This is a genomic window from Paenibacillus solanacearum, assembly GCF_910593845.1.
In the GTDB taxonomy this organism is placed as follows: Bacteria; Bacillota; Bacilli; order Paenibacillales; family NBRC-103111; genus Paenibacillus_G; species Paenibacillus_G solanacearum.
This window is the reverse complement of sequence record NZ_CAJVAS010000002.1, coordinates 317,332-338,110: the sequence shown is the minus strand read 5'-3', so window position 1 is coordinate 338,110 and position 20,779 is coordinate 317,332. Positions and strand designations below refer to the sequence as shown.

Annotated in this window: 19 protein-coding genes; 10 read left to right on the top strand and 9 right to left on the bottom strand. The window is 57.8% G+C overall.

Annotated features, from left to right (window positions below; all coding sequences use genetic code 11):
• Positions 1-81: 81 nt before the first annotated feature.
• Entirely contained in the window at positions 82-834 is a 753-nt protein-coding gene (pyrF, locus tag KXG62_RS03945; protein ID WP_218090607.1) for an orotidine-5'-phosphate decarboxylase, read from the top strand.
• 16 nt (positions 835-850) lie between these two features.
• Positions 851-1,507, top strand: coding sequence for an orotate phosphoribosyltransferase (gene pyrE, locus KXG62_RS03940; RefSeq protein WP_218090606.1), 657 nt, complete (start codon positions 851-853; stop codon positions 1,505-1,507).
• 106 nt (positions 1,508-1,613) lie between these two features.
• Here the strand turns inward: pyrE and KXG62_RS03935 are convergent, their stop codons facing one another.
• From KXG62_RS03935 to KXG62_RS03900, 8 genes are all read right to left on the bottom strand, one after another.
• Positions 1,614-2,435 carry an ion transporter gene (locus tag KXG62_RS03935; protein ID WP_218090605.1) on the bottom strand — a complete coding sequence of 274 codons (822 nt, stop codon included), beginning with the start codon at positions 2,433-2,435 and terminating at the stop codon, positions 1,614-1,616.
• A 173-nt stretch (positions 2,436-2,608) separates the two neighbouring features.
• Entirely contained in the window at positions 2,609-3,253 is a 645-nt protein-coding gene (gene mtnB, locus KXG62_RS03930; protein ID WP_218090604.1) for a methylthioribulose 1-phosphate dehydratase, read from the bottom strand.
• A gap of 1 nt (position 3,254) precedes the next feature.
• Positions 3,255-3,911 (bottom strand): 2-hydroxy-3-keto-5-methylthiopentenyl-1-phosphate phosphatase, encoded by a 657-nt coding sequence (locus tag KXG62_RS03925; protein ID WP_218090603.1) that lies wholly within the window; start codon positions 3,909-3,911, stop codon positions 3,255-3,257.
• The gene (locus KXG62_RS03920; protein ID WP_218090602.1) at positions 3,908-5,158 is read right to left on the bottom strand and encodes a 2,3-diketo-5-methylthiopentyl-1-phosphate enolase; all 1,251 of its coding nucleotides are present in this window, start codon (positions 5,156-5,158) and stop codon (positions 3,908-3,910) included. Before KXG62_RS03920 ends, KXG62_RS03925 begins: the two co-directional genes overlap by 4 nt.
• A 15-nt stretch (positions 5,159-5,173) precedes the next feature.
• Entirely contained in the window at positions 5,174-6,043 is an 870-nt protein-coding gene (gene proC, locus KXG62_RS03915; RefSeq protein WP_218090601.1) for a pyrroline-5-carboxylate reductase, read from the bottom strand.
• Positions 6,044-6,075: 32 nt separating this feature from the next.
• Positions 6,076-7,350 (bottom strand): glutamate-5-semialdehyde dehydrogenase, encoded by a 1,275-nt coding sequence (locus tag KXG62_RS03910; RefSeq protein ID WP_218090600.1) that lies wholly within the window; start codon positions 7,348-7,350, stop codon positions 6,076-6,078.
• A 45-nt stretch (positions 7,351-7,395) separates the two neighbouring features.
• Positions 7,396-8,526 carry a glutamate 5-kinase gene (proB, locus tag KXG62_RS03905; protein WP_218090599.1) on the bottom strand — a complete coding sequence of 377 codons (1,131 nt, stop codon included), beginning with the start codon at positions 8,524-8,526 and terminating at the stop codon, positions 7,396-7,398.
• A gap of 388 nt (positions 8,527-8,914) precedes the next feature.
• A complete protein-coding gene (locus KXG62_RS03900) occupies positions 8,915-10,120 on the bottom strand; it encodes a pyridoxal phosphate-dependent aminotransferase (RefSeq protein WP_218090598.1) in 1,206 nt (401 codons plus the stop codon).
• Between the two features lie 274 nt (positions 10,121-10,394).
• Between KXG62_RS03900 and KXG62_RS03895 the strand changes: the two genes are divergently transcribed.
• The gene (locus tag KXG62_RS03895; RefSeq protein WP_218090597.1) at positions 10,395-11,195 is read left to right on the top strand and encodes a carbon-nitrogen family hydrolase; all 801 of its coding nucleotides are present in this window, start codon (positions 10,395-10,397) and stop codon (positions 11,193-11,195) included.
• 99 nt (positions 11,196-11,294) lie between these two features.
• Here KXG62_RS03895 and KXG62_RS03890 read toward each other — a convergent pair whose 3' ends face one another.
• Entirely contained in the window at positions 11,295-12,182 is an 888-nt protein-coding gene (locus KXG62_RS03890) for a LysR family transcriptional regulator (protein ID WP_218090596.1), read from the bottom strand.
• Positions 12,183-12,403: 221 nt separating this feature from the next.
• On the opposite strand from KXG62_RS03890, the gene leuC reads away from it, so the two are divergent.
• The 7 genes from leuC to KXG62_RS03855 all read left to right on the top strand — a co-directional run bounded on the left by leuC (position 12,404) and on the right by KXG62_RS03855 (position 20,474).
• Complete coding sequence (leuC, locus tag KXG62_RS03885; RefSeq protein ID WP_218090595.1) at positions 12,404-13,822, top strand: 3-isopropylmalate dehydratase large subunit; 1,419 nt, start codon at positions 12,404-12,406, stop codon at positions 13,820-13,822.
• Positions 13,823-13,854: 32 nt separating this feature from the next.
• Positions 13,855-14,460 carry a 3-isopropylmalate dehydratase small subunit gene (gene leuD, locus KXG62_RS03880; RefSeq protein ID WP_218090594.1) on the top strand — a complete coding sequence of 202 codons (606 nt, stop codon included), beginning with the start codon at positions 13,855-13,857 and terminating at the stop codon, positions 14,458-14,460.
• Positions 14,461-14,589: 129 nt separating this feature from the next.
• A complete protein-coding gene (locus tag KXG62_RS03875; RefSeq protein WP_218090593.1) occupies positions 14,590-15,972 on the top strand; it encodes a UDP-N-acetylmuramoyl-tripeptide--D-alanyl-D-alanine ligase in 1,383 nt (460 codons plus the stop codon).
• 217 nt (positions 15,973-16,189) lie between these two features.
• Complete coding sequence (locus KXG62_RS03870; RefSeq protein WP_218090592.1) at positions 16,190-17,062, top strand: 3-hydroxyacyl-CoA dehydrogenase family protein; 873 nt, start codon at positions 16,190-16,192, stop codon at positions 17,060-17,062.
• A complete protein-coding gene (locus tag KXG62_RS03865) occupies positions 17,059-18,273 on the top strand; it encodes an acetate/propionate family kinase (protein ID WP_218090591.1) in 1,215 nt (404 codons plus the stop codon). The genes KXG62_RS03870 and KXG62_RS03865 overlap by 4 nt, the downstream gene beginning before the upstream one ends.
• A 92-nt stretch (positions 18,274-18,365) precedes the next feature.
• Positions 18,366-19,664 carry an asparagine--tRNA ligase gene (gene asnS / locus KXG62_RS03860; protein ID WP_218090590.1) on the top strand — a complete coding sequence of 433 codons (1,299 nt, stop codon included), beginning with the start codon at positions 18,366-18,368 and terminating at the stop codon, positions 19,662-19,664.
• A gap of 129 nt (positions 19,665-19,793) precedes the next feature.
• Positions 19,794-20,474: a DnaD domain protein gene (locus tag KXG62_RS03855; protein ID WP_218090589.1), complete on the top strand. Its 681-nt coding sequence runs from the start codon at positions 19,794-19,796 to the stop codon at positions 20,472-20,474.
• Positions 20,475-20,779: the final 305 nt, after the last annotated feature.

Here is a 20,779-nt window from a genome sequence, read left to right as displayed (position 1 = left end):
GAAGGGCGTGATGCTGTGCTAATCCCTTGATTGGGCTTGAAAAATTCCAGGATGAGACGTTGAAGGAGGCGCACGAAACAGATGACGACGACAAACAAGCAAGTGGCGGAGCGCATGATGGTCGCGCTCGATTACGCTCACGCCGAGCAGGCGGAAACGCTCATACGATCGCTGCAGGGCATCCCTTGCTATGTCAAAGTGGGCATGCAGCTTTTTTACAGCGCCGGTCCCCAGTTTGTAAGCAAGCTCAAAGAGCTGGGGTACAACATCTTTCTGGATTTGAAAATGCACGATATTCCGAATACGGTCAAAGGCGGCGCGGAAAGCATTACAAGACTGGGTGTCGATATGTTCAACGTGCATGCGGCGGGCGGCAAACAGATGATGGAAGCGGCGATGGAGGGCGTAGACAAAGGGCTTGCGTCCGGGGCGAAAGGAAAGCCGATCGTGATCGGAGTGACGCAGCTGACAAGCACAAGCCAAACGGTCATGAACGACGAAATCGGCATTGCCGGCACGGTAGAGGATGCGGTACTCCGCTATGCAGATCTCACCAAAGCGGCCGGTCTGGACGGCGTTGTTGCTTCGCCGCTGGAAGTGGTCCGCATTAAACAAAGCTGCGGTACGTCGTTTGTTACCGTGACGCCGGGCATTCGTCCGGCCGGTGCCGCTATCGGAGACCAGTCGCGGGTCATGACCCCGGCCGAAGCGTTCGCGCAAGGAACCGACTACGTAGTCATCGGGCGACCGATTACGGCAGCTCCCGATCCTCGGGAAGCGCTCGAGTCGATCATCGCATCGGTAACCGTATCGAACGAATATAGGAACGAATGAAGGAGTTGCTAAACAGATGAGCACGATTACTATTCCGACCCGCCCGCAGCTTGCCGCGCAAATTGCAACCGACCTGCTGCGCATCAATGCCGTGGCGCTTCGTCCGGATCAGCCGTTTACATGGACATCCGGCTTGAAATCGCCGATCTACTGCGACAACCGTCTGACGATCTCTTACCCCGACGTGCGTGACCGGATCGCGGAAGGCTTCGTATCTTTGATCCGCGAGCTTCATCCGGATGCCGAAGTGATCGCAGGTGCCGCTACGGGCGGCATTCCGCATGCTGCGTTCGTGGCGCAAAAGCTCGGATTGCCGATGATTTACGTGCGCGACAAAGCGAAAGGGCACGGCAAAGAAAATTTGATCGAAGGCATGCTGCTGAAAGGCCAGAAAACCGTCGTGATCGAGGATCTGATCTCGACGGGAGGAAGCTCCCTCAAAGTGGCGCAAGCGGTCAACGAGGCAGGCGGACAAGCGCTCAGCGTCCTCGCGATCTTCTCGTACCAGTTCCAAAAGGCGAAGGAAGCGTTCGAAGGCGCGGGCATTCCTTACGGCACATTGACGAACTACAGCTCGCTGCTGGACGTAGCGCTGCAGCAAGGCAGCATTCAGGAGAAAGACTTGAGTGCGCTCAAGGCGTGGAGCGCAAGCCCGAGCGAATACGGAAAATAATAAGGCAGTATGGAAAAGGCTTTGATCGCATAGATCAAAGCCTTTTTTGCCGCTTAAGTGGTCGGGGTCGTTCATGAAAACTGGGGATTGCAGATCATTGCGGCGATCATTCGCGATTCTTTTCCAAGAGCTGTTTGATCTCGCGAAGCTCATCGCGCATGAACTTCAGATCGGTCCGCAGTGCAGCCAATTCCGCATGGTCTTCTTCCCGGTCCTCACGTTCGACCTTCTCTATATTGCTGACGATGACGCCGACGAACAAGTTGAAAATCACGAAGGTGCCAAGCAGTATAAACACGACAAAATAAATCCAGGACCACGGCATCACGTCCAGCAGCGGACGCACAATGTCCATTACGCCATCGACCAGAATGATCTGAAACAGCGTCAGCAGCGATTGATGCAGCGAGCCAAAATATTCCGGTTCGAGCGCAGAGAACAGGTTCGTTCCGATGACGGCGAAAATGTAGAACAGCAGGCTGAGAAGCAGCGTGATATTCCCGAGCGCCGGTATCGTGAGCAGAAGGGCGTTCACGATTCGCCGCAGTGAAGGAATGGCTGAGATGGCCCGCAGCACCCGCAAGATCCGCAGGATACGCAGAAGGGTTATCAGGCTTGTATCGGTAAACAAATGTCCGCTGAGCACAATCAGAAGATCAAATACGTTCCAACCGTCCTTGAAAAAAGAATGAAGCGGGCGCGCGGCCCAAATCCGCAGCCCCAGCTCCACCGTAAAAAGCCACAGCAGCACGCGGTCCGCCCAGTAAAACAACCGCTCGTGGGGCTCGTAAAGCGCGGGATACGTCTCCATTCCAACGAGAATGGCGTTCAGGATAATGAGGACGATGACGAAATGATGAAACAAAGGGTGGCTTGCAAGCGCTCGGGCGCGAATCGTTCTTGCAGGCAAGGGCTTCTCCAACTGCATGCGTATACCTCTTTTACATGGGAAAATTGAGCGATGGCTTATTGCACTGGTTCGATCTCTGAGCGGTATCTTGGGCCGGGCGCGTTGCCTGAGCGGCAAGATCGGAGCGCAAGAAAAACTCCCGTAACACACTTTATGCGTTCGGGAGTTAGGTTTCGGTTGGCCCGTAAGCTCTATTTGTTCAGCAAAGCCCAGCGGTAGACGTACTCGAACAAAAATTCGAACGCTTCCAGATGACGTTTGGCTTCGAAGGCGTTGGCGCCCCAGGCATAGATCCCGTGCTTGCGCAGCATGATGCCGGGGATGCGCGGCTGGATCGCGCCTTCGACCAGCTCGGCGATCCGCGGAATATCCGCGTAGTTGGGCAGGATCGGGATTTCGATCTGCGCCTCTTCTTCCCAGATGTTGAACGCTTTGATCAGCTCGACGCCGTCGACCGGAATCGAGCCGCGTTCCCAGAACAGCTCGGATGCCAAATTGTTGAACACCGTATGGACGTGGAAAATCGCGCCGCAACCGGTATGCTTGTAGATCTCGCAATGAATGAGCGTTTCTGCCGACGGCTTCAGGCCCGTCGCTTCAATCGGTTTCCCGTCCTGATCGACGAGCAAATAATCGGACGGCGTATTGACGGACTTGTCTTTGCCGCTGGCTGTAATGGCGAAGGCGAACTGTTCCTTCGCGAAGGCGCCTGTACGGATCGACAGGTTGCCGCTCGTACCCGGAAACATGCCGCGCGAGGCCAGCAGCGTCTTAATCTCGCGCAGCTCGGCAAACGCCTGCTGCTTCTCTTCCAATCGAATATCGCTGAAACTCACGCTATTTCATCTCCTCTAGCCGCTTGACGACATCGAAGAAATCGTCAAAGGGATAATAATTCAGCTTCAAATCCTCGCACAGCTGCACCAGATGGGAACGGGCGAACACAACGTCGACGAGCTTCGCTCCTTCGAAGTCGGTTACGCTGTCGCCGATCAAAATACGCTCATGCGCTTCGGCAGGGAACGAACGGATAATGGCCGTCTTGCACATGCCGCAATCGTTATGGCAGTGCTCGTCGCACGCATGAGGCCACACAATACGGATATGGCTGCCGCTAAAGTCGCTCCCGTTGCAATAAATGTGATCTTTCGGAATCGGAAATGCCGATAAAACCGGATACACGAAAAAGTCGATCCCACCGCTGGTCACGTAGAAAATAATGTTCTCCCGGCGGCAGTAATCGAGCAGTTCCTGAAAGCCGGCGCGGATCGTTACGTTGCCGATCGCGTAATCGATCACTTCCTGCTTGCGGGAAGCAGGGAGCAGGGCGAACATACGCCCTACGCCTTCGCGAACCGAGATTTGCTTCGATATGACTTGCTGAACCAGCTCGTCCCAACCGGGCGGCTGAAAATGCTTCATGATCGCAACGATGTTATCGTTGACGGTGATGGTGCCGTCAAAGTCGCAAAAGATGACGCGCTGCTTGCTCATTCTTTCAGCCCCCATGCGTCGATCGCCGCCTGCAGCTCCGGATGACCGTCCGCGGCGTATTGCCGGAGAGGTGTGCCTGCCAGACAGCCGTCAATCGCTTGGCGGAACGCGCGTCCGCCGGCTGCCGCTCCCATCGGATGACCATGTACGCCGCCGCCGGCGTTTACGACGACTTCGCCGCCGAAGTCTTTCAGAATGAGCGGCACAAGGCCGGGGTGAATGCCCGCAGACGGAACGGGGAAGCTGCGCTTCAGCGGTGCGGCGCTATCGGTCAGCAGCGCTTCCTTGATCGCCATGTTCTCTTCGCGCGGCATGACGACCGACCCGTAAGGCGAAGGGAACAGCACGAGATCGGCACCGGCCAGCCGCATCAGCTTGCCGAGCAGCACGTTCGCTGCGATCCCGTGATACGGAGACGGATAATATGCGCCGGCCAGCGCAGGGTGCGCCATAATCGGCACGCGGATGTCCGGGTGGCGGCTCAGCTCGCTCAAGGCGTCGAATCCATATGCGAGCACATTGAACAGCAGCGCATTCGCGCCGGCATGGATCGCTTTTCTCGCCTGCTCGATCAGCCCGAATGTCGGACCTGTCAAGTTCGCCGCATACAGCAGCTTTTGACCGGTCACTTGCGAAGCTTGCGCCGCCGCTTCCATACACACTTCGACGCGCTGTTCAATCGGCGTCTGCGGGTTCTCGAACAATATCTCGTCGTCCTTGATCAGATCGACGCCGCCTGCGGCCTGCTGGTAAAACTGCTCGCGCAGCGCCGGCAGATCGTGGCCGATGACAGACTTGAATATGCTCATCAGCAGCGGGCGGTCGTGGACGCCAAGCAGGTCGCGAACGCCTTGAATGCCGAAGCGCGGTCCCGGGAAGGCGGAGCGAAAGCCGTCCGAGACATCGAGGTCAATCAGCTTGATGCGTCCGTCCATCGACAGCTTTCCGAATACGGTGACGAGCAGGGCGGGAATGTCACGGCTGAAATTGACATCGGGATAAGCGATTTGGATATCCGCGTATCGGGCGGATGCCGGTTCACTAGCCGCTGGCTCGTGAACGTCTACCTGAACGACGCGGCCGAGATGCTTTTCCATTTCGGCTTTACGCGCATCGGGCAGGTCTGTCCAACTGCCTACGGTCAGCCCGACGGCAATGCCGAGCGCTTTTTTATGAAAATCGGCTTTCTCATCGTAACAACGGTATGTGGCCAGGCAGCAGGCCGCATGAGTAGTAGCGGATGGCAATGAAATACACCTACTTTATTTGGTTTGGGAAGTGACGGATGCGCTGATCGCCGCGCCCATCTCGCCGGCGCGTTCCGCGCAGCGGACCATCGCCTTGGCGACGCCTTCGGCAAAGCCGTGGCTGTCGAGCGTTTCGATCGCCGCTTGCGTCGTTCCGCCCGGGGACGTTACTTTGCGGCGCAGCTCCGCCGGATCTTCGCCGGTCGTCTGCACCATGTGCGCGGCGCCCAGCACGGTTTGCACCGTAAGGCGGCGCGCTTCTTCCGGATCGAGGCCGAGCTCGACGCCGCCGGCGATCATCGCTTCCATCATATAATAAATATAAGCGGGACCGCTGCCGGAAACGCCGTTTACGGCATTCAGCAGCGGTTCGTCGACAACGGAGACGATGCCGGTCGCGCCGAACATCGCGAGCGCCAGCTCACGCTGATCGGTGCTAACGGTGGAAGAGAAGCTGATGCCGGTGGCGCCGAGCCCGATCGTGCTCGAAGTGTTCGGCATCGTGCGGACGACCGGCTGGCTGTCGCTGCCGAGCAGTCCTTTGATCGTATCGATCGACATGCCGGCGATAACGGATACGATCAGCTGCTCCGGACGCACAAGCGAACGGATACCGATCAGCCCATCCACGGCGTCCTTCGGCTTGAATGCGAGTACGATAATATCCGCGTGAGAGATCGCTTCGTCCTTTTGCCCTTGCGACGCGGCATAGCTGACGCCGTAACGCGCGTGAAGCGACTCCAGCTTGGCCGTGTCCGAACGATTGATGACGAAGAGGCGGCTTGCCGGCCCTTCGCCCTTCGCGGTTAAGCCGCGGATAATCGCTTCGGCCATCGAGCCTGCGCCGATAAAGGCCATGCTCGCCTGAGATATAGAGGATGTCATCGAATGTAGCCCCTTTCTTCGCTATGTGCGGATTAACCGCGGATTTGGCCGCTGCCGGTGACGCAGTATTTGATCGAAGTCAATTCAGGCAGCCCCATCGGGCCGCGAGCGTGCAGCTTCTGCGTGCTGATGCCGATCTCCGCGCCGAATCCGAATTCGAACCCGTCGGTGAAGCGGGTGGAGGCGTTATGGTAGACGGCGGCTGCATCGACTTCCTGCAGGAAGCGGGCGGCGTTCGCCGCGTCTTCCGTCACGATGCATTCGGAATGCATCGTGCTGTGCGCTCGAATATGCTCGAGCGCGTCATCCAGGCTATCGACGACGCGCACGTTCAAAATATAATCGTTGTATTCGGTATCCCAGTCTTGCGCCGATGCTTCATTGATCGCCGGCACGAGCTTCCGGGCGTTCGCATCGCCGCGAAGCTCGACGCGCTGCTGAACGAACTGATCCGCAACGAGACCCAGATGGCGTTCGGCAAAAGCGCGGTGCACGAGCAGTGTCTCCATCGAATTGCACACCGAAGGCCGCTGCACTTTGGCGTTGACGGCGATTTGCAGCGCCATCTCGAGCTGCGCGCTCTCATCGATGTACGTATGGCAAATGCCTGCGCCGGTTTCGATGACAGGCACGGAAGCGTTTTTCACGACGTTGTTGATCAGCGCTGCGCCGCCGCGCGGAATGATGACGTCGATCAGGCCGTTCAGCTTCATCAATTCGTCCACGGAGGAACGGCTTGGGTCGACGATCAGTTGCAGCGCGTCGGCCGGCACGTCGGTTTCGGCGAGCGCGCCATGCAGCACTTCCACGATGCGCTTATTCGAAGAAAGGGCGGAGGAGCTGCCGCGCAGCACAACCGCGTTGCCTGTCTTGAGACATAATCCCGCTGCGTCCACCGTCACGTTCGGGCGCGCTTCGTAGATCATAGCGACGACGCCGAGCGGCACGCGGATTTTGCGGATCTGCAGACCGTTCGGGCGTTCGAACGATTCCAGCGTTTCTCCGATCGGATCGGTCAAATGCGTCACTTGACGCAGACCGTCCGCCATCGCTTCGATCCGCTGCGGGTTCAGCGCCAGCCGGTCAAGCAGCGCTTCCGAGGTGCCGTTTTCCCGGCCGCGCTGTAAATCCTCGCCGTTGGCGGCGATAATCGACGGGGCTTCGGCTACGAGTGCATCAGCCATCTGCAGGAGCGCCTTGTTTTTTTGTTCCGTTGTCAGCAGGCCCAGCCTTGGAGCTGCTTTTTTGGCAAGAGTCGCCTTTTGTACGGTTTCGCTGACCGTATGGGCTTGGCTTGTCATCGTCATCTGGTTTCTCCCCCTATACGTAAGTAGTTAACCTCCATCATTTGCTTATGGAGTCATATCGTGAACCTTATGTTTTTCGGCAAGCGTAATCCATTCGTCGCGGTGAATGACTTCGATGCGGATCACTTCGATCCGCTTTTGCACTTCCTCGGTGCTCATGCCGGCGACCGCCTGCAGCTGCCACGAAGCGTAATTGACGACGCCGCGGCCAATCGTCTGGCCGTTCGTGTTCGTTACCTCGATGACATCGCCGGGGTGGAATTCGCCGCGTACTTCCTTGACGCCCGCCGGGAGCAAGCTTTTGCCGCCGGTGACAAGCGCTGCCTCGGCGCCGTGGTCCACAGCGACGAAGCCCTGCGGCTCGGAATGAAAGCCGAGCCATTGCTTCTTCATCGGTAGGTTGTGGGCGTCCGTATCGAAATACGTCCCTTTCCCGCTGCCGTCCACGGCGTCGGACAAATCGCCCGGCTCCGTCACCTGGCCGATGAACACCGGCACACCGCCGCGCATCGCGACGCGGGCCGCCTCGATCTTCGAGCGCATGCCGCCGGTGCCGACCATGGAGCCGGACCCGCCGGCGACCCGGAAGATGTCTTCGCTCAGCTCCAGCACGCGGTCGATTCGCGTCGCATCGGCATGCTTGCGCGGGTCGGCGGTGTATAAGCCGTCCGTATCGGTCAAGATCAGCAATCTGCGCGCGCGGACGAGATTGGCGACCAGGGCGGACAGCGTATCGTTCTCGCTGAACTTGAGTTCGTCGACCGAGACGGTGTCGTTCTCGTTAATGATCGGAACGATGCGGCGGCGAAGCAGTTCGTCGATCGTCATCAGCGCATTATGGATTCGTTTGCGATTGGAAAAGTCCGGCCGCGTCAGCAAAATTTGGCCGACGCGGACATCGTGCCGGGCGAACGCTTCGTGATAAGCCTGCATGAGCAGCGCCTGCCCGACCGACGCGGAGGCTTGCTTCTCGTGCAAAAGTTTCGGCCGGGACGTATACCCCAGCTGGCGGAAGCCTGCGGCGACGGCGCCGGAGGTGACGAGCAGCACGGAGTAGCCTTGACGATGCAGCGCCGCAAGCTCTCCGGCGAAAAACATGATTTTGTCTCGATTCAGTCCTCCTTCGTCGGACGTTAGCGAGCTGCTGCCGATTTTGACAACGATCGTCTGCTGCATGATATGCAACCTTCTTTCTGGACAATAAATGTGCGATTCAGCGCTACCCGGCGTATCGATTCAACAAAGTCCCCGGGTGTCGCGCGAGCGGGAGCAAGGACCGGGGAAAAACGAAAAAGGCCCCGTCCTCTAAGGACGAAAGCCTTCTAACTTCCGCGGTACCACCTTAATTGATGAGCAGCGCTCATCCGTCTTCCATCCCTAGTAACGGCAGGGCGCCGTTCAACTCTTCGTTGACCGTTCAGGGGCGGGTTCGGCAAGGCATCGCGGTAAATTCTCTCAGCCGGTGGAATTTACTCTCTGGCACGCGTGGACGCTTCCTACTATTCCCATCAATACGTTTCACTTTCCTATAAGGATAGCACGCCGGTTAGCCTTTGTAAAGGTGTCATCCGAACAGGTTCAGCTTCGCGATCCGCTCTACTGCTTCCTGCAATCTGGCCTCCGAGCTGAGCAGTCCCAGCCTTACATATCCTTCGCCGCTCTCCCCGAAGCCGATGCCGGGCGCGACGACGATCTTCGCTTCCGTCAGCAGCTGATCGGCCAGCGAAGCCGAGGTATAGCCCTTCGGCACGGGCAGCCAGGTGAAGAAGGAGCCCTGTGAGCGGTTCGCCTGCCAGCCGATCCGGTCCAGGGAGGCGAAGAGGGCGTCGCGCCGGCTCTGGTAGACCGACACGAGCTCGCTTACGCAATCCTGCGGACCGGTCAGCGCTGCCGCCGCCGCGACTTGAATGCCGCCGAACAAGCTGCAGTAGTAATGATCCTGAATCAGGTTGATCATGCGGACGACTTCCCGGTTGCCGAGCGCGAAGCCGACGCGCCAGCCTGCCATGTTGTAGGTCTTGGACAGCGTATAAAACTCGACGCCGACTTCCTTGGCTCCCGGCTGCTGCAGGAAGCTGACGGGCTTCTGGCCGTCGAAGCCGATCGCCCCGTACGCGAAGTCGCTCGCGACGACGATATTATGCTTCGCCGCGAAGCGGATCGTCTCGTCGTAGAATGAAGCGGGAGCGGACACCGCCGTCGGATTGTTCGGGTAGTTGATGAACATGAGCTTCGCTTTGTTGAGATCGTCCGCCGACAGTTCGCTGTAATCAGGCAAAAAGCGGTTCGACTCGCGAAGCGGCATGAACGCCATGCGGGCGCCGGACAGCGCAACGCCGGACCAGTAGTCCGGGTATCCCGGGTCGGGTACAAGGCACACATCGCCGGGATTGAGCAGGCATTGGGCGATTTCGACGAGCCCGGTTTTGCCGCCGAACAAGATCGCAACTTCCGTCTCCGGGTCGAGATCTACGCCGTAGTCTTCTTTATACCGCTGCGCGACCGCTTGCTTTAAAAACAAAAAGCCATTGAACGGCGGGTATTTGTGGTACTGCGGGTTTTCCGCCGCTTCCTGCAGGGCGCGCACGATATGCGGCGGCGTAGGGCGGTCGGGGTTGCCTTGTCCGAGATTGATCACGTCGTGACCGGCGGCGATCTGTTCGTTCGCCCGGCTCACCAGCTTGGCGAAGAACTGGGTCGGAAGGGACTGGAGGCGGTCGGCCGGACGGATCGGGAAGGCGCTGACCGGGGATGGACTGGATGAATTCATCTATGGTTCACTCCATTTTTATGTAGAATCGCTTGAAACAACAAAAAAAGACCGTTTAAGCGGATATGATTAATGTAACATGAAAACTGGACAGTGTATACTGGGCGGCGCCTTGCTGGAAGGCGGCAGGAGGGGAGTGATTAGCCGGAAAGCCGGACGCGAGAAATCATCAGCGTCCCTTGCCGCATCCTGTCATTGAAGTTGCTGCGCGCTTGCACTATCATATATAGGAAGCAATGCTGCAACCATGCAGGGAGAAAGGTGAAGAATGCAAATGGCACATACAGTATGGAACTTGGCGCTGCTGCAGATGGATATCGCGATCGGCGAACCGGAACGCAACTACGCCAAGCTGGAACAAATGCTGGAGCAGGCGGTGGCGCATGCTACGAAGCCGGACGTTATTCTGTTCCCGGAAATGTGGAACACCGGCTATGCGCTGGAGCGAATTCACGAACTGTCCGACGTAAACGGCGAGCGCACGAAGGCGCTGCTGTCGGCCTTTAGCCGGAAGCACGGCGTCATGATCATCGGCGGATCGATCGCGGAGAAGAAAGCCGGCGGCGTATACAATACGATGTATGCTTATGACAGGGAAGGCCGGCAAATCGCGGATTACTCCAAAATCCATTTGTTCAGGCTGATGGACGAGGAAAAGTTTCTGCAAAGCGGCGACCGGGTGGGGCAGCTGGAGCTGGATGGCGTGCCGGCGGGCATGATGATCTGCTACGACATCCGCTTCCCGGAGCTGACAAGAAAGCTGGCGCTCGGCGGCGCGCAAATCTTGTTCGTGCCGGCGGAATGGCCGAACCCGCGGCTGCATCATTGGCGTACGCTGCTGATGGCGCGGGCGATCGAGAACCAAATGTTCGTCGTCTCCTGCAACCGGGTGGGGATCAGCGGAACGACGGAGTTTTTCGGCCATTCCATGGTCATCGATCCTTGGGGCGAGGTGCTGGCGGAAGGCGACGGCACGGAACAAATCATTCGCGCCCAAGTCGACATGGGGACGGTGCCGGAGGTGCGCAGCCGCATCCCGATATTCGAAGACCGCAGACCTCATCTGTACGAATAAAAGCCGGAGCGGATCGCGGGGGCACGATATTGGCGCTGGTCGAGTCGCACCGGAGCCGGCAAACGGCGTGTTCGTGGTTCCAGTCGGCTACAGCCGTCATTACGGCTTCATCACTTCGCGGAACGTATCCATGAAGGCGGCGACGGCTTTGGACAAGTAGCGTCCTTTGCGGTACGCAACGACCAGCGTCCGCGTCGGCCGGTTCGAGAGCGGCAGGTAGGCGGGGGCAATCTCGCTCCACCGTCCTCTCGATACCATGTGGGGCACGAACGCGATGCCCATGCCGGCGGCGACGAGCGATTGCACCGTTTCGATATTGCTGCTCTCGAACACGATTCTCGGCGTAAAGCCGGCTTTGCTGCACAGCTGCAGCGTAATTTGCCGGAAGCCCTGCCCTTTCTTGAGCGCGATAAACGGCTCGTCCTTCAGCAGTCTGAGATCGGCCGGCGCCTCGGCGCGCGCCAGTCCGTGATTCGGAGGGACGGCGAGCACGATCTCCTCTTCAATGACCGCTTCAAAGTCCAGCGCCTCATCGGAGAGCGGCAGCGACAGCAGGCTGATATCGGCTCCCCCGCTGGCCGTTAAGTTCTCCAGGTTAGCCGACGTATCCTCGACGAGCACGATCTCGATTTCCGGGTATCGCTCCTGGAACACCGGGAGCACGCGCGGCAGCACATGCGCCCCGGTAATCGGCAGGCTGCCGACGACAAGCTTGCCCTTGCGCATTTGCGAGATGTCGTCCATCTCGATTTTGAGCTGCTCGACCATATCGAGAATGTTTTGCGCCTTTTCCACGAACAGCGCCCCGGCATGAGTGACCTCCACCGAGTTCGTCGTTCGCTGGAACAGCAGAACGCCGATTTCTTTTTCCAGCTTGGACAGCTGCTGGCTGAGCGATGGCTGGGCGATGTGCAGCTTCTCGGCAGCGCGCGAGAAATTTTTTTCAATGGCGATTTGCAAAGCGTACTGGAGTTGACGAAGTTCCATCGGGTTATTCTCCTTGGCATAATTACCGCGTTCCCTCACGCGGCGGAAGTGGGATGAAGAGCGATGGTTTGACTGAAGCCTGCTCTTTATCCATTATTATAGCAAAAACCTATCAATGTTATAGATATTATATCTTGGAACAATGAAGATGGAAATGGTACCATATGAATTATCCAATATGCAATCCTTTTTGGCATACCTAATTAATTGAGGTGGAAACGATGGCAAAAACAATGTTCGAGAAAATCTGGGACAATCATGTCATTCAATCGGAAGAAGGCAAGCCGAGCATCATTTATATCGACTTGCAGCTCGTGCATGAAGTGACGTCCCCGCAAGCGTTCGAAGGGCTTCGCATGAGCGGCCGCAAGGTGCGCCGTCCGGATCTGACGTACGCAACGATGGACCACAACGTACCAACGAAGGACCGTTTCAACATTACGGACCCGATCTCCAAGCAGCAAATCGACACACTGTCCAAAAACTGCGCCGATTTTGGTGTCACATTATTTGACCTCGACAGCATCGACCAAGGTGTCGTGCACGTTATGGGACCGGAGCTCGGCCTGACGCATCCCGGCAAAACGATCGTTTGCGGCGACAGCCATACGTCGACGCACGGCGCGTTCGGCGCACTGGCATTCGGTATCGGTACGAGCGAAGTGGAGCATGTGCTCGCGACGCAATGCTTGCAGCAATCGAAAGCCAAGACGCTGGAAGTGCGCATTAACGGCAAGCTGAACCCGGGCGTAACGGCGAAGGACTTGATTCTCGGCGTTATCGCGAAATACGGCACGGACTTCGCAACCGGCTACGTTATCGAGTACACGGGCGAATCAATCCGCGGGCTGTCCATGGAAGAGCGGATGACCGTCTGCAACATGTCCATCGAGGCGGGCGCAAGAGCGGGCCTGATCGCGCCGGACGAAACGACGTTCGAATATTTGCGCGGACGCGAATATGTGCCTCAAGGCGCTGCATTTGACGCTGCGGTAGCCGAGTGGAAGAAGCTTACGACCGACGAAGGCGCTGTGTACGACCGCATTGTCGAGTTCGACGCCGACAGTCTGATCCCGCAAGTGACCTGGGGTACAAGCCCTGGCATGGGGACGAACGTCACTTCGACCGTACCGAATCCGGCAGACTTCACCACGGACAACGAGCGCAAGGCAGCGGAAAAAGCGATCGAGTACATGGGGCTGAAACCGGGCACGCCAATGACGGAAATTCCGGTCGACTACGTATTTATCGGTTCCTGTACGAACGGCCGGATCGAAGACCTTCGCGCAGCAGCAGCCGTGGCGCAAGGCTATAAAGTATCGCCGAACGTTACGGCGATCGTCGTTCCCGGTTCGGGCCGCGTGAAAATTCAAGCGGAAAAAGAAGGGCTCGACAAGATTTTCACCGAAGCCGGTTTCGAATGGCGCGATGCAGGCTGCAGTATGTGTCTGGCGATGAACCCGGACGTGCTGAAGCCGGGCGAGCGCTGCGCATCCACGTCGAACCGTAACTTCGAAGGGCGTCAAGGCCGCGACGGACGAACGCATCTCGTATCCCCGGCCATGGCTGCAGCTGCTGCTATCGAAGGGCGCTTCACGGATGTGCGCGACTGGAAGTTTAAAGTAAAGCAGGAAGCTTAATATAAATTTTATCGATGTGAGGAGTAACGGACATGGAAGCTTTTAAACAGCATACCGGTATTGTGGGCCCGGTGGACCGCGTCAACGTAGATACGGACGCCATTATCCCCAAACAATTTTTGAAGCGGATCGAGCGCTCCGGCTTCGGCCAGTTTTTGTTCTTCGAATGGCGCTTTGACCAAAGCGGCAAAGAAATTTCAAGTTTCAGCTTGAACCAGCCACGCTATCAAGGTGCTTCGGTGCTGGTCTCCCGCGCCAACTTCGGCTGCGGCTCCTCCCGCGAGCACGCGCCTTGGGCGATTCAGGATTATGGATTCCGCGTCATCATCGCGCCGTCCTACGCCGACATTTTTTACAACAACTGCTTCAAAAACGGCATTTTGCCGATCAAGCTGAGCGAAGAGCAAGTGGAAGAGCTGTTCCAGCGCACGACGGCTGCGGAAGGCTACAAGCTGAACGTCGATCTCGAGAGCAAGAAGATCACCGACGATCAGGGCCTTTCCATCAGCTTCGATCTGGATGAGCACCGCCGCCAGTTTCTGCTGCAAGGGCTTGACGATATCGGCCTGACGCTTCAGCATGAGGATAAAATCACGCAGTACGAAGCGGCGCATAACGCGCGTCTTGCGTACAAATAATCGCAATATCGCGAGCCTGTCAGGTCCGGAAGGACCAGGCAGGCTTTTCTTTTTACTCGCGATCAACCGTCGCTTTTAAAGACAAGAGCAGAGCGGCTATAATGGGGAGAACGGGGGAGGGAGCCAATCATGATCAAGCGATCTTTGGCAGATATCGAGCAGATGGCGCAGGGCGAAGGGTTGAGGCTCGAGTATGAGGGGCTTGTCGCGCAAGGCGTCTCCATTGATTCCAGGACGATTGTGCCGGGACAGTTGTTCGTTCCGATCGTTCGTCTGGACGACGGACACCGGTACGTAGAAGAGGCGATGAGGAAAGGGGCTGCCGCGTCCTTATGGCAAAAAGACCGTCCGCATCCTCCCGAAGACATCCCGCTCATTATGGTGGACGATACGTTGTCGGCGCTTCAACGGCTGGCTGCCGCGTACCGCGTCCAGCTGCCTGTCAAGATCATCGCCGTCACGGGCAGCAACGGCAAAACATCGACGAAAGACATGCTGGATTCGATATTCCGTACGGCTTACCGGGTGCATAAAACGCAGGGCAACTTGAACAGCCAGGTCGGCGTTCCGCTGACGCTGCTGGATATGAAAGAAACGGACGACTTCGCGATCATTGAGATGGGGATGAGCGAGCGGGGGCAGATCGAGCGTTTGTCGCTGCTTGCGCGTCCCGATGCGGCGATCATTACGATGATCGGCTTGTCCCATTTGGCCGACCTCGGTACCAGAGAGGAAATTGCGGCGGCGAAGCTTGAAATCGCGGCAGGGCTCATGCCGGGCGGGGCGCTGATCATCAACGGGGATGAACCGCTGTTAACCGGGAGCGAGACGATCCGGCAGCTGGAAGGAACAGTGGACGTCATCCGCTTCGGTCAGCAGGCCGGGAATACGTATGCTGCGACGGATGAGGAGCAGTCTGGCAGCGGCATTTCGTTTCGGATCGACGGCCGGCCGGATCGGCTGGAGCTGCCGCTGCTCGGCCTGCATCATGTCGGCAACGCGCTGGCCGCGTATGCCGCTGCTGATCGGTACGGACTGCCTCACCGCCAGATCGCCGAAGGGCTGCGGCAGGTGACCTTAACGCCGATGCGCATGGAGCGCATCCGCACCCAAGGCGGCCATCACATCATCAATGATGCATGGAATGCCTCGCCCGCTTCGATGAAAGCGGCGATCCGCAGCTTGGCCGAGCTGAACGGCTACCGCCGCAAGTTTCTTGTGCTCGGCGACATGCTGGAGCTGGGCGAACGGGAGACGGAATACCATCGCGAGGTCGGCGAGGGTATCTCTTGCGACGCCGTTGACTTCGTGTTCACGCTCGGGAGGCTCGGCCGGGCTATTGCCGAAGGGGCTGTAGCCGCTTCATTTCCAGCCGAACGCGTATGCTCGTTCGACCGAATGGAATCGCTTGCGGAGCAGCTGAAAGCGGCGGCACAAGCGGAGGATGATGTCATTTTGATCAAGGGCTCGAGAGGGATGCAGATGGAGAGGCTGATCGGCATGCTGGAATAAGTCCGGGCCTGGTGCCGGGCGAATGGGCGATTGGCAGGCGGATAACCCGGGCCCGGAGCTTGTGGCTCGAACGGCCGGCCACGCCCTTGCGATTGCATGCACATGGAGCAAGCCGAACGCCACGGGTTGTTCGTTTCCTGTGATCTTTGTATCAGCATCCGGCCGGCGTTCGGTATATAATAAGAACGGGAGAGTCATGCAAAAGGGGGCAGCACGAATGGCAGTAAGCAGAATCGGCGTCGTAGGCGCCGGTACCATGGGACAAGGTATTGCGGAGATGACCGCGGCCCGAGGCCTTGAGGTCGTCCTGATCGATAAAAATGCGGAGAAGCTGGAACGGGCGAGCCAAGGCATCGGGATGAGCCTGGACAAGCAGATGGAGAAATGGGCGATCACCGCAGCGGAGAAAAAAATCATAACGGGCAAAATTCATTTCGAGACCGACTGGCAGCTGCTGTCGAGCTGCGATATGGTCATTGAATCCGTAAACGAGGAGCTTGCGTTGAAGAAGGAAGTGTTCCGGCAGCTTGATGCGCTTTGTCCGGAACCGGTCATTCTGGCGAGCAATACATCCACGCTCAGCTTGACTGAGATGGCAGCGGTAACAGCGCGCCCGGAACGCGTCATCGGTCTTCATTTCATTTATCCCGTTTCAAAAATACATTTGGTGGAAATTATAAGAGGGCTTCGAACGAGCGACGACACGTTCGGCCGGACAAGGCGTTTTGTCGAGGAAACGATTCAGTCGCGGGGCATTCAGGTATACGAGTCGCCCGGCTTCGTGACGACGCGGCTCATTTGCGTATTGATCAACGAAGCGATGCACGTGTTGTCGGAGCGCGTCGCCAGCGCCGAAGATATCGACAGCGCGATGCGGCTCGGCTACGATTTCCGCTACGGGCCGCTCGAGATGGCGGACCGGTTCGGGCTTGATTCGATCCTCGACGCGATGGAGCGCATGTTCCGCGAATTTGGCGACGTCAAATACCGGCCGGCTGTGCTGCTTAAGCAAATGGTTCGCGCAGGACAGCTCGGTACGAAGACGGGACAAGGCTTTTTCAGCTATGACAGGGACGGTGACCGGGTATGAACATTCTCGTCATCAATGCCGGCAGTTCTTCGGTGAAATTTCAGCTGTACGATATGCGGGAGGAAACGGTCATTGCCGCAGGCAAAGTTGAGCGGATCGGGATGGATTCGGCGATTGTAACGTATGAACCGGCCGGCAAGCCCGAGGTACATGCCGTCGAGGAAATATTGGAGCACACGACGGCGATCCGCAAGGTGCTCGACTTGCTCGTGCATCCGGCGCACGGCGTGCTGAAATCGTCAAGCGAGATTGAAGCCGTAGGCCACCGGGTCGTTCACGGCGGCGAATCGTTCGCCAGCTCCGTTCTGGTCGACGAAGAGGTGAAGCGGGAGATCAAGCGGCTGTTCGAGCTGGCGCCGCTGCATAATCCGGCGCACATGCAGGGCATCCTGGCGGTGGAAGCGAATATGCCGGACGTGCCGCAGGCGGTCGTGTTCGACACCGCTTTCCATCAGACGATGCCGCCTGTCGCTTATTTGTATCCGATTCCATCGGTGCTGTACAAGCGGCATAAAATTCGCCGTTACGGCTTTCACGGCACGTCGCACGCTTACGTCAGCGAGAGAGCGGCGGCGCTGCTTGGCCGGCCGCTCGAGGAGCTGAAGCTGATCACATGCCATATCGGCAACGGCGCCAGCTGCGCGGCGATCGTAAGCGGCCGCTCTGTGGACACGAGCATGGGCATGACGCCGCTCGAAGGGCTCATGATGGGGACGCGCAGCGGCGATATCGACCCGGCGATCGTGCCGTTCGCCATGGGGAAAGAAGATTTGACGCTCAGCGAAGTCAACTCCATGCTGAACAAGCATAGCGGGCTGCTGGCGATTTCGCGGCTCGGCAGCGATATGCGCGAAATTCAACAGGCGATGGCGGACGGCGACGCGAACGCGAAGCTGGCGTTCGACATGTACGAATACCGTCTGCGCAAATATATCGGCGCCTATGCGGCGGCGATGAACGGGCTGGATGCGATCGTGTTCACGGCCGGGGTGGGCGAGAATTCGGCGCCCTTGCGCGAGGCGGTATGCCGCAATCTGAGTTTCCTTGGAGTCGAACTGGACGAAACGGTGAATGCGCAGCGTTCGTCGGCGGAACGGTTGATTACGACGCCGGCCTCCCGCGTGCAGGTGCTGGTCATTCCGACCAATGAAGAGCTTGTTATTGCCAGAGATACGTACCAGTTGATTTTAAATCGGCGTAGTGTAATATAATGAGAGTGGGAATCAGCCCGAACATTTGTTCAGTCGGACAAATATGCGGCCCTGGTTCCCGCAGTCATATTTCCATCCGGGAGGAAGGGACAATGAAGCGTAATTTGGTCATGATCCGCGAGGCGGGTCGGCATATCAACGAGACGGTGACGATCGGCTGCTGGCTGCATAACATGCGTTCCAGCGGCAAAATCCGCTTCCTGCAGCTTCGCGACGGGTCGGGCTTCATGCAAGGCGTCGTCGTCAAGAGCGAAGTCGATGCGCAGGTATGGGAGGATGCGGGTAAGCTGACGCAGGAAAGCTCCCTGTATGTCACTGGCACGGTTCGCGAGGACACGCGCAGCAAAGGCGGCTTTGAACTGACGGTGACGGGGATCGAGCTGATTCAAGTGACGAGCGATTATCCGATTACGCCGAAGGAGCACGGCGTCGATTTTCTGATGGATCACCGCCATCTGTGGATCCGTTCGCCGCGGCAGCGGGCGATTCTCGTGATTCGCGCGCAAATCATTCGGGCGATCCAGCAGTTTTTCGACGAGCGCGGCTTTCAGCTGGTCGATCCGCCGATCTTGACGCCTTCTTCTTGCGAAGGAACGACGAATTTGTTTCACACCAAATATTTTGACGAGGATGCGTTCCTGACGCAGAGCGGCCAGCTGTACATGGAGGCGGCGGCGATGGCGCTCGGGCGTGTTTATTCGTTCGGTCCGACGTTCCGTGCGGAAAAGTCGAAGACGCGCCGGCATTTGATCGAGTTCTGGATGATCGAGCCGGAGATGGCGTTTGTCGATCACGAGCAAAATCTGGAAGTGCAGGAGCAGTTCATATCGCATATCGTCGGCTCGGTGCTGGAGCACTGCCGCAAGGAGCTTGAAGTGCTGGAGCGCGATGTGGCGAAGCTGGAAAAAATCAAGGCGCCGTTCCCGCGGATTTCATACGACGAAGCGGTGAAGTTTCTGAAGGCCGAAGGCCACGAGTTCGAGTGGGGCGAAGATTTCGGCGCGCCGCACGAGACGGTGATCGCCGAGAAATACGAGACGCCGGTATTCATTACCCATTATCCGACGGGGATCAAGGCGTTCTACATGAAGCCGGATCCGAACCGTCCGGAGGTGGTGCTGTGCGCCGACATGATCGCGCCCGAAGGATATGGCGAAATTATCGGAGGCAGCCAGCGGATCGACGACCCGGACCTGATGGAAGAGCGATTCCAGGAGCATGAGCTGTCCAAGGAAGCGTACCAGTGGTACCTCGATCTGCGTAAATACGGAACGGTGCCGCATTCCGGCTTCGGGCTTGGTCTGGAGCGTACGGTAGCATGGATTTGCGGTCTCGATCACGTGCGTGAGACGATTCCGTTCCCGCGGCTGCTGTATCGTTTGTATCCGTAAGCAAGCGCGCTTGTTGTTTTCGATCCGGAGCAGGTGGAGGTGCCGCCGAAGGGGGCTCGGACTTGAGCTTGGGCAGCATCCCCGCAGGCCGACCGCGATCGCTTGTAACGCAGGAAAGGGGCAATGTGCATGAGACGTAGCGAGCAACAGGCTGTAGAGCTGCCGTCCGTGCTGCTCATGGGATGGCAGGATGGCCATGTGGATGTGCCGTACTGGCTGTTCCAGTACTACACGCGGCTGAAGCTGCATGAGCTTGACGTGATGCTGATTTTGCATGTTATGGCTTTCAAGCAGAAGGAAGGGAAGGACTTCCCGACGCTGGAGGAGCTTAAATCGCGGATGTCCGTAACGCAGGAGAAAGTAATCGCTTCGCTGCAGAAGCTGCTGAAGGAAGGGCTGCTGCTCATCGATGAAGTGATGGACCCGGCGACGGGCGTTCATTCGGAAAAGTATAACTGGAAGCCGCTGATGGAGCGGCTCGCCGAATTCCGGTACGAGGAGCTGGAGAGCGAGCGGCTGACGCAGCAGAGACAGGCAGCCGGCAGTCGTTCGGAGCGGAAAGACGTGTTCTCCATCTTCGAAAAAGAATTCGGACGTCCGCTGACGCCGATGGAGCTGGAATCGATCGCCGGCTGGATCGACAAGGACGGTTACCCGGAGGAGCTCATTCTGGCGGGACTGAAAGAAGCGGTATTCGCCGGGAAGGTGCATTTCCGCTATATCGACCGCATACTGCTCGAATGGCAGCGCAACCGGATTACGACCGTCGAGCAGGCGAAAGAGCATTCGCAAAAGTTCCGGTCGCGTTAACGGACGCATCGGTGTGACATATGGATTTCATAATACAGAAGCGCTTCATGCCACATGACGATCCTACGTGGTATGGAGCTTTTTTGTTACAATTGGAAACGCTGTCATATTTAAATAGAGGTGCCATTCTCCTTGCCTCAAAGGTTTGTGACGTCCACTGGATGGAGCGAAGAGCACTTCGCACGATTCAGGCGGCCGGCTCGGGCAGACAATCGGCTTGTTATCGTGCTGCGGACAAGGGTCGACGAATATGCGAACGTTTAGTATAATTTCCATATATTTCATGAAGAAAAAGATTTTCGCAG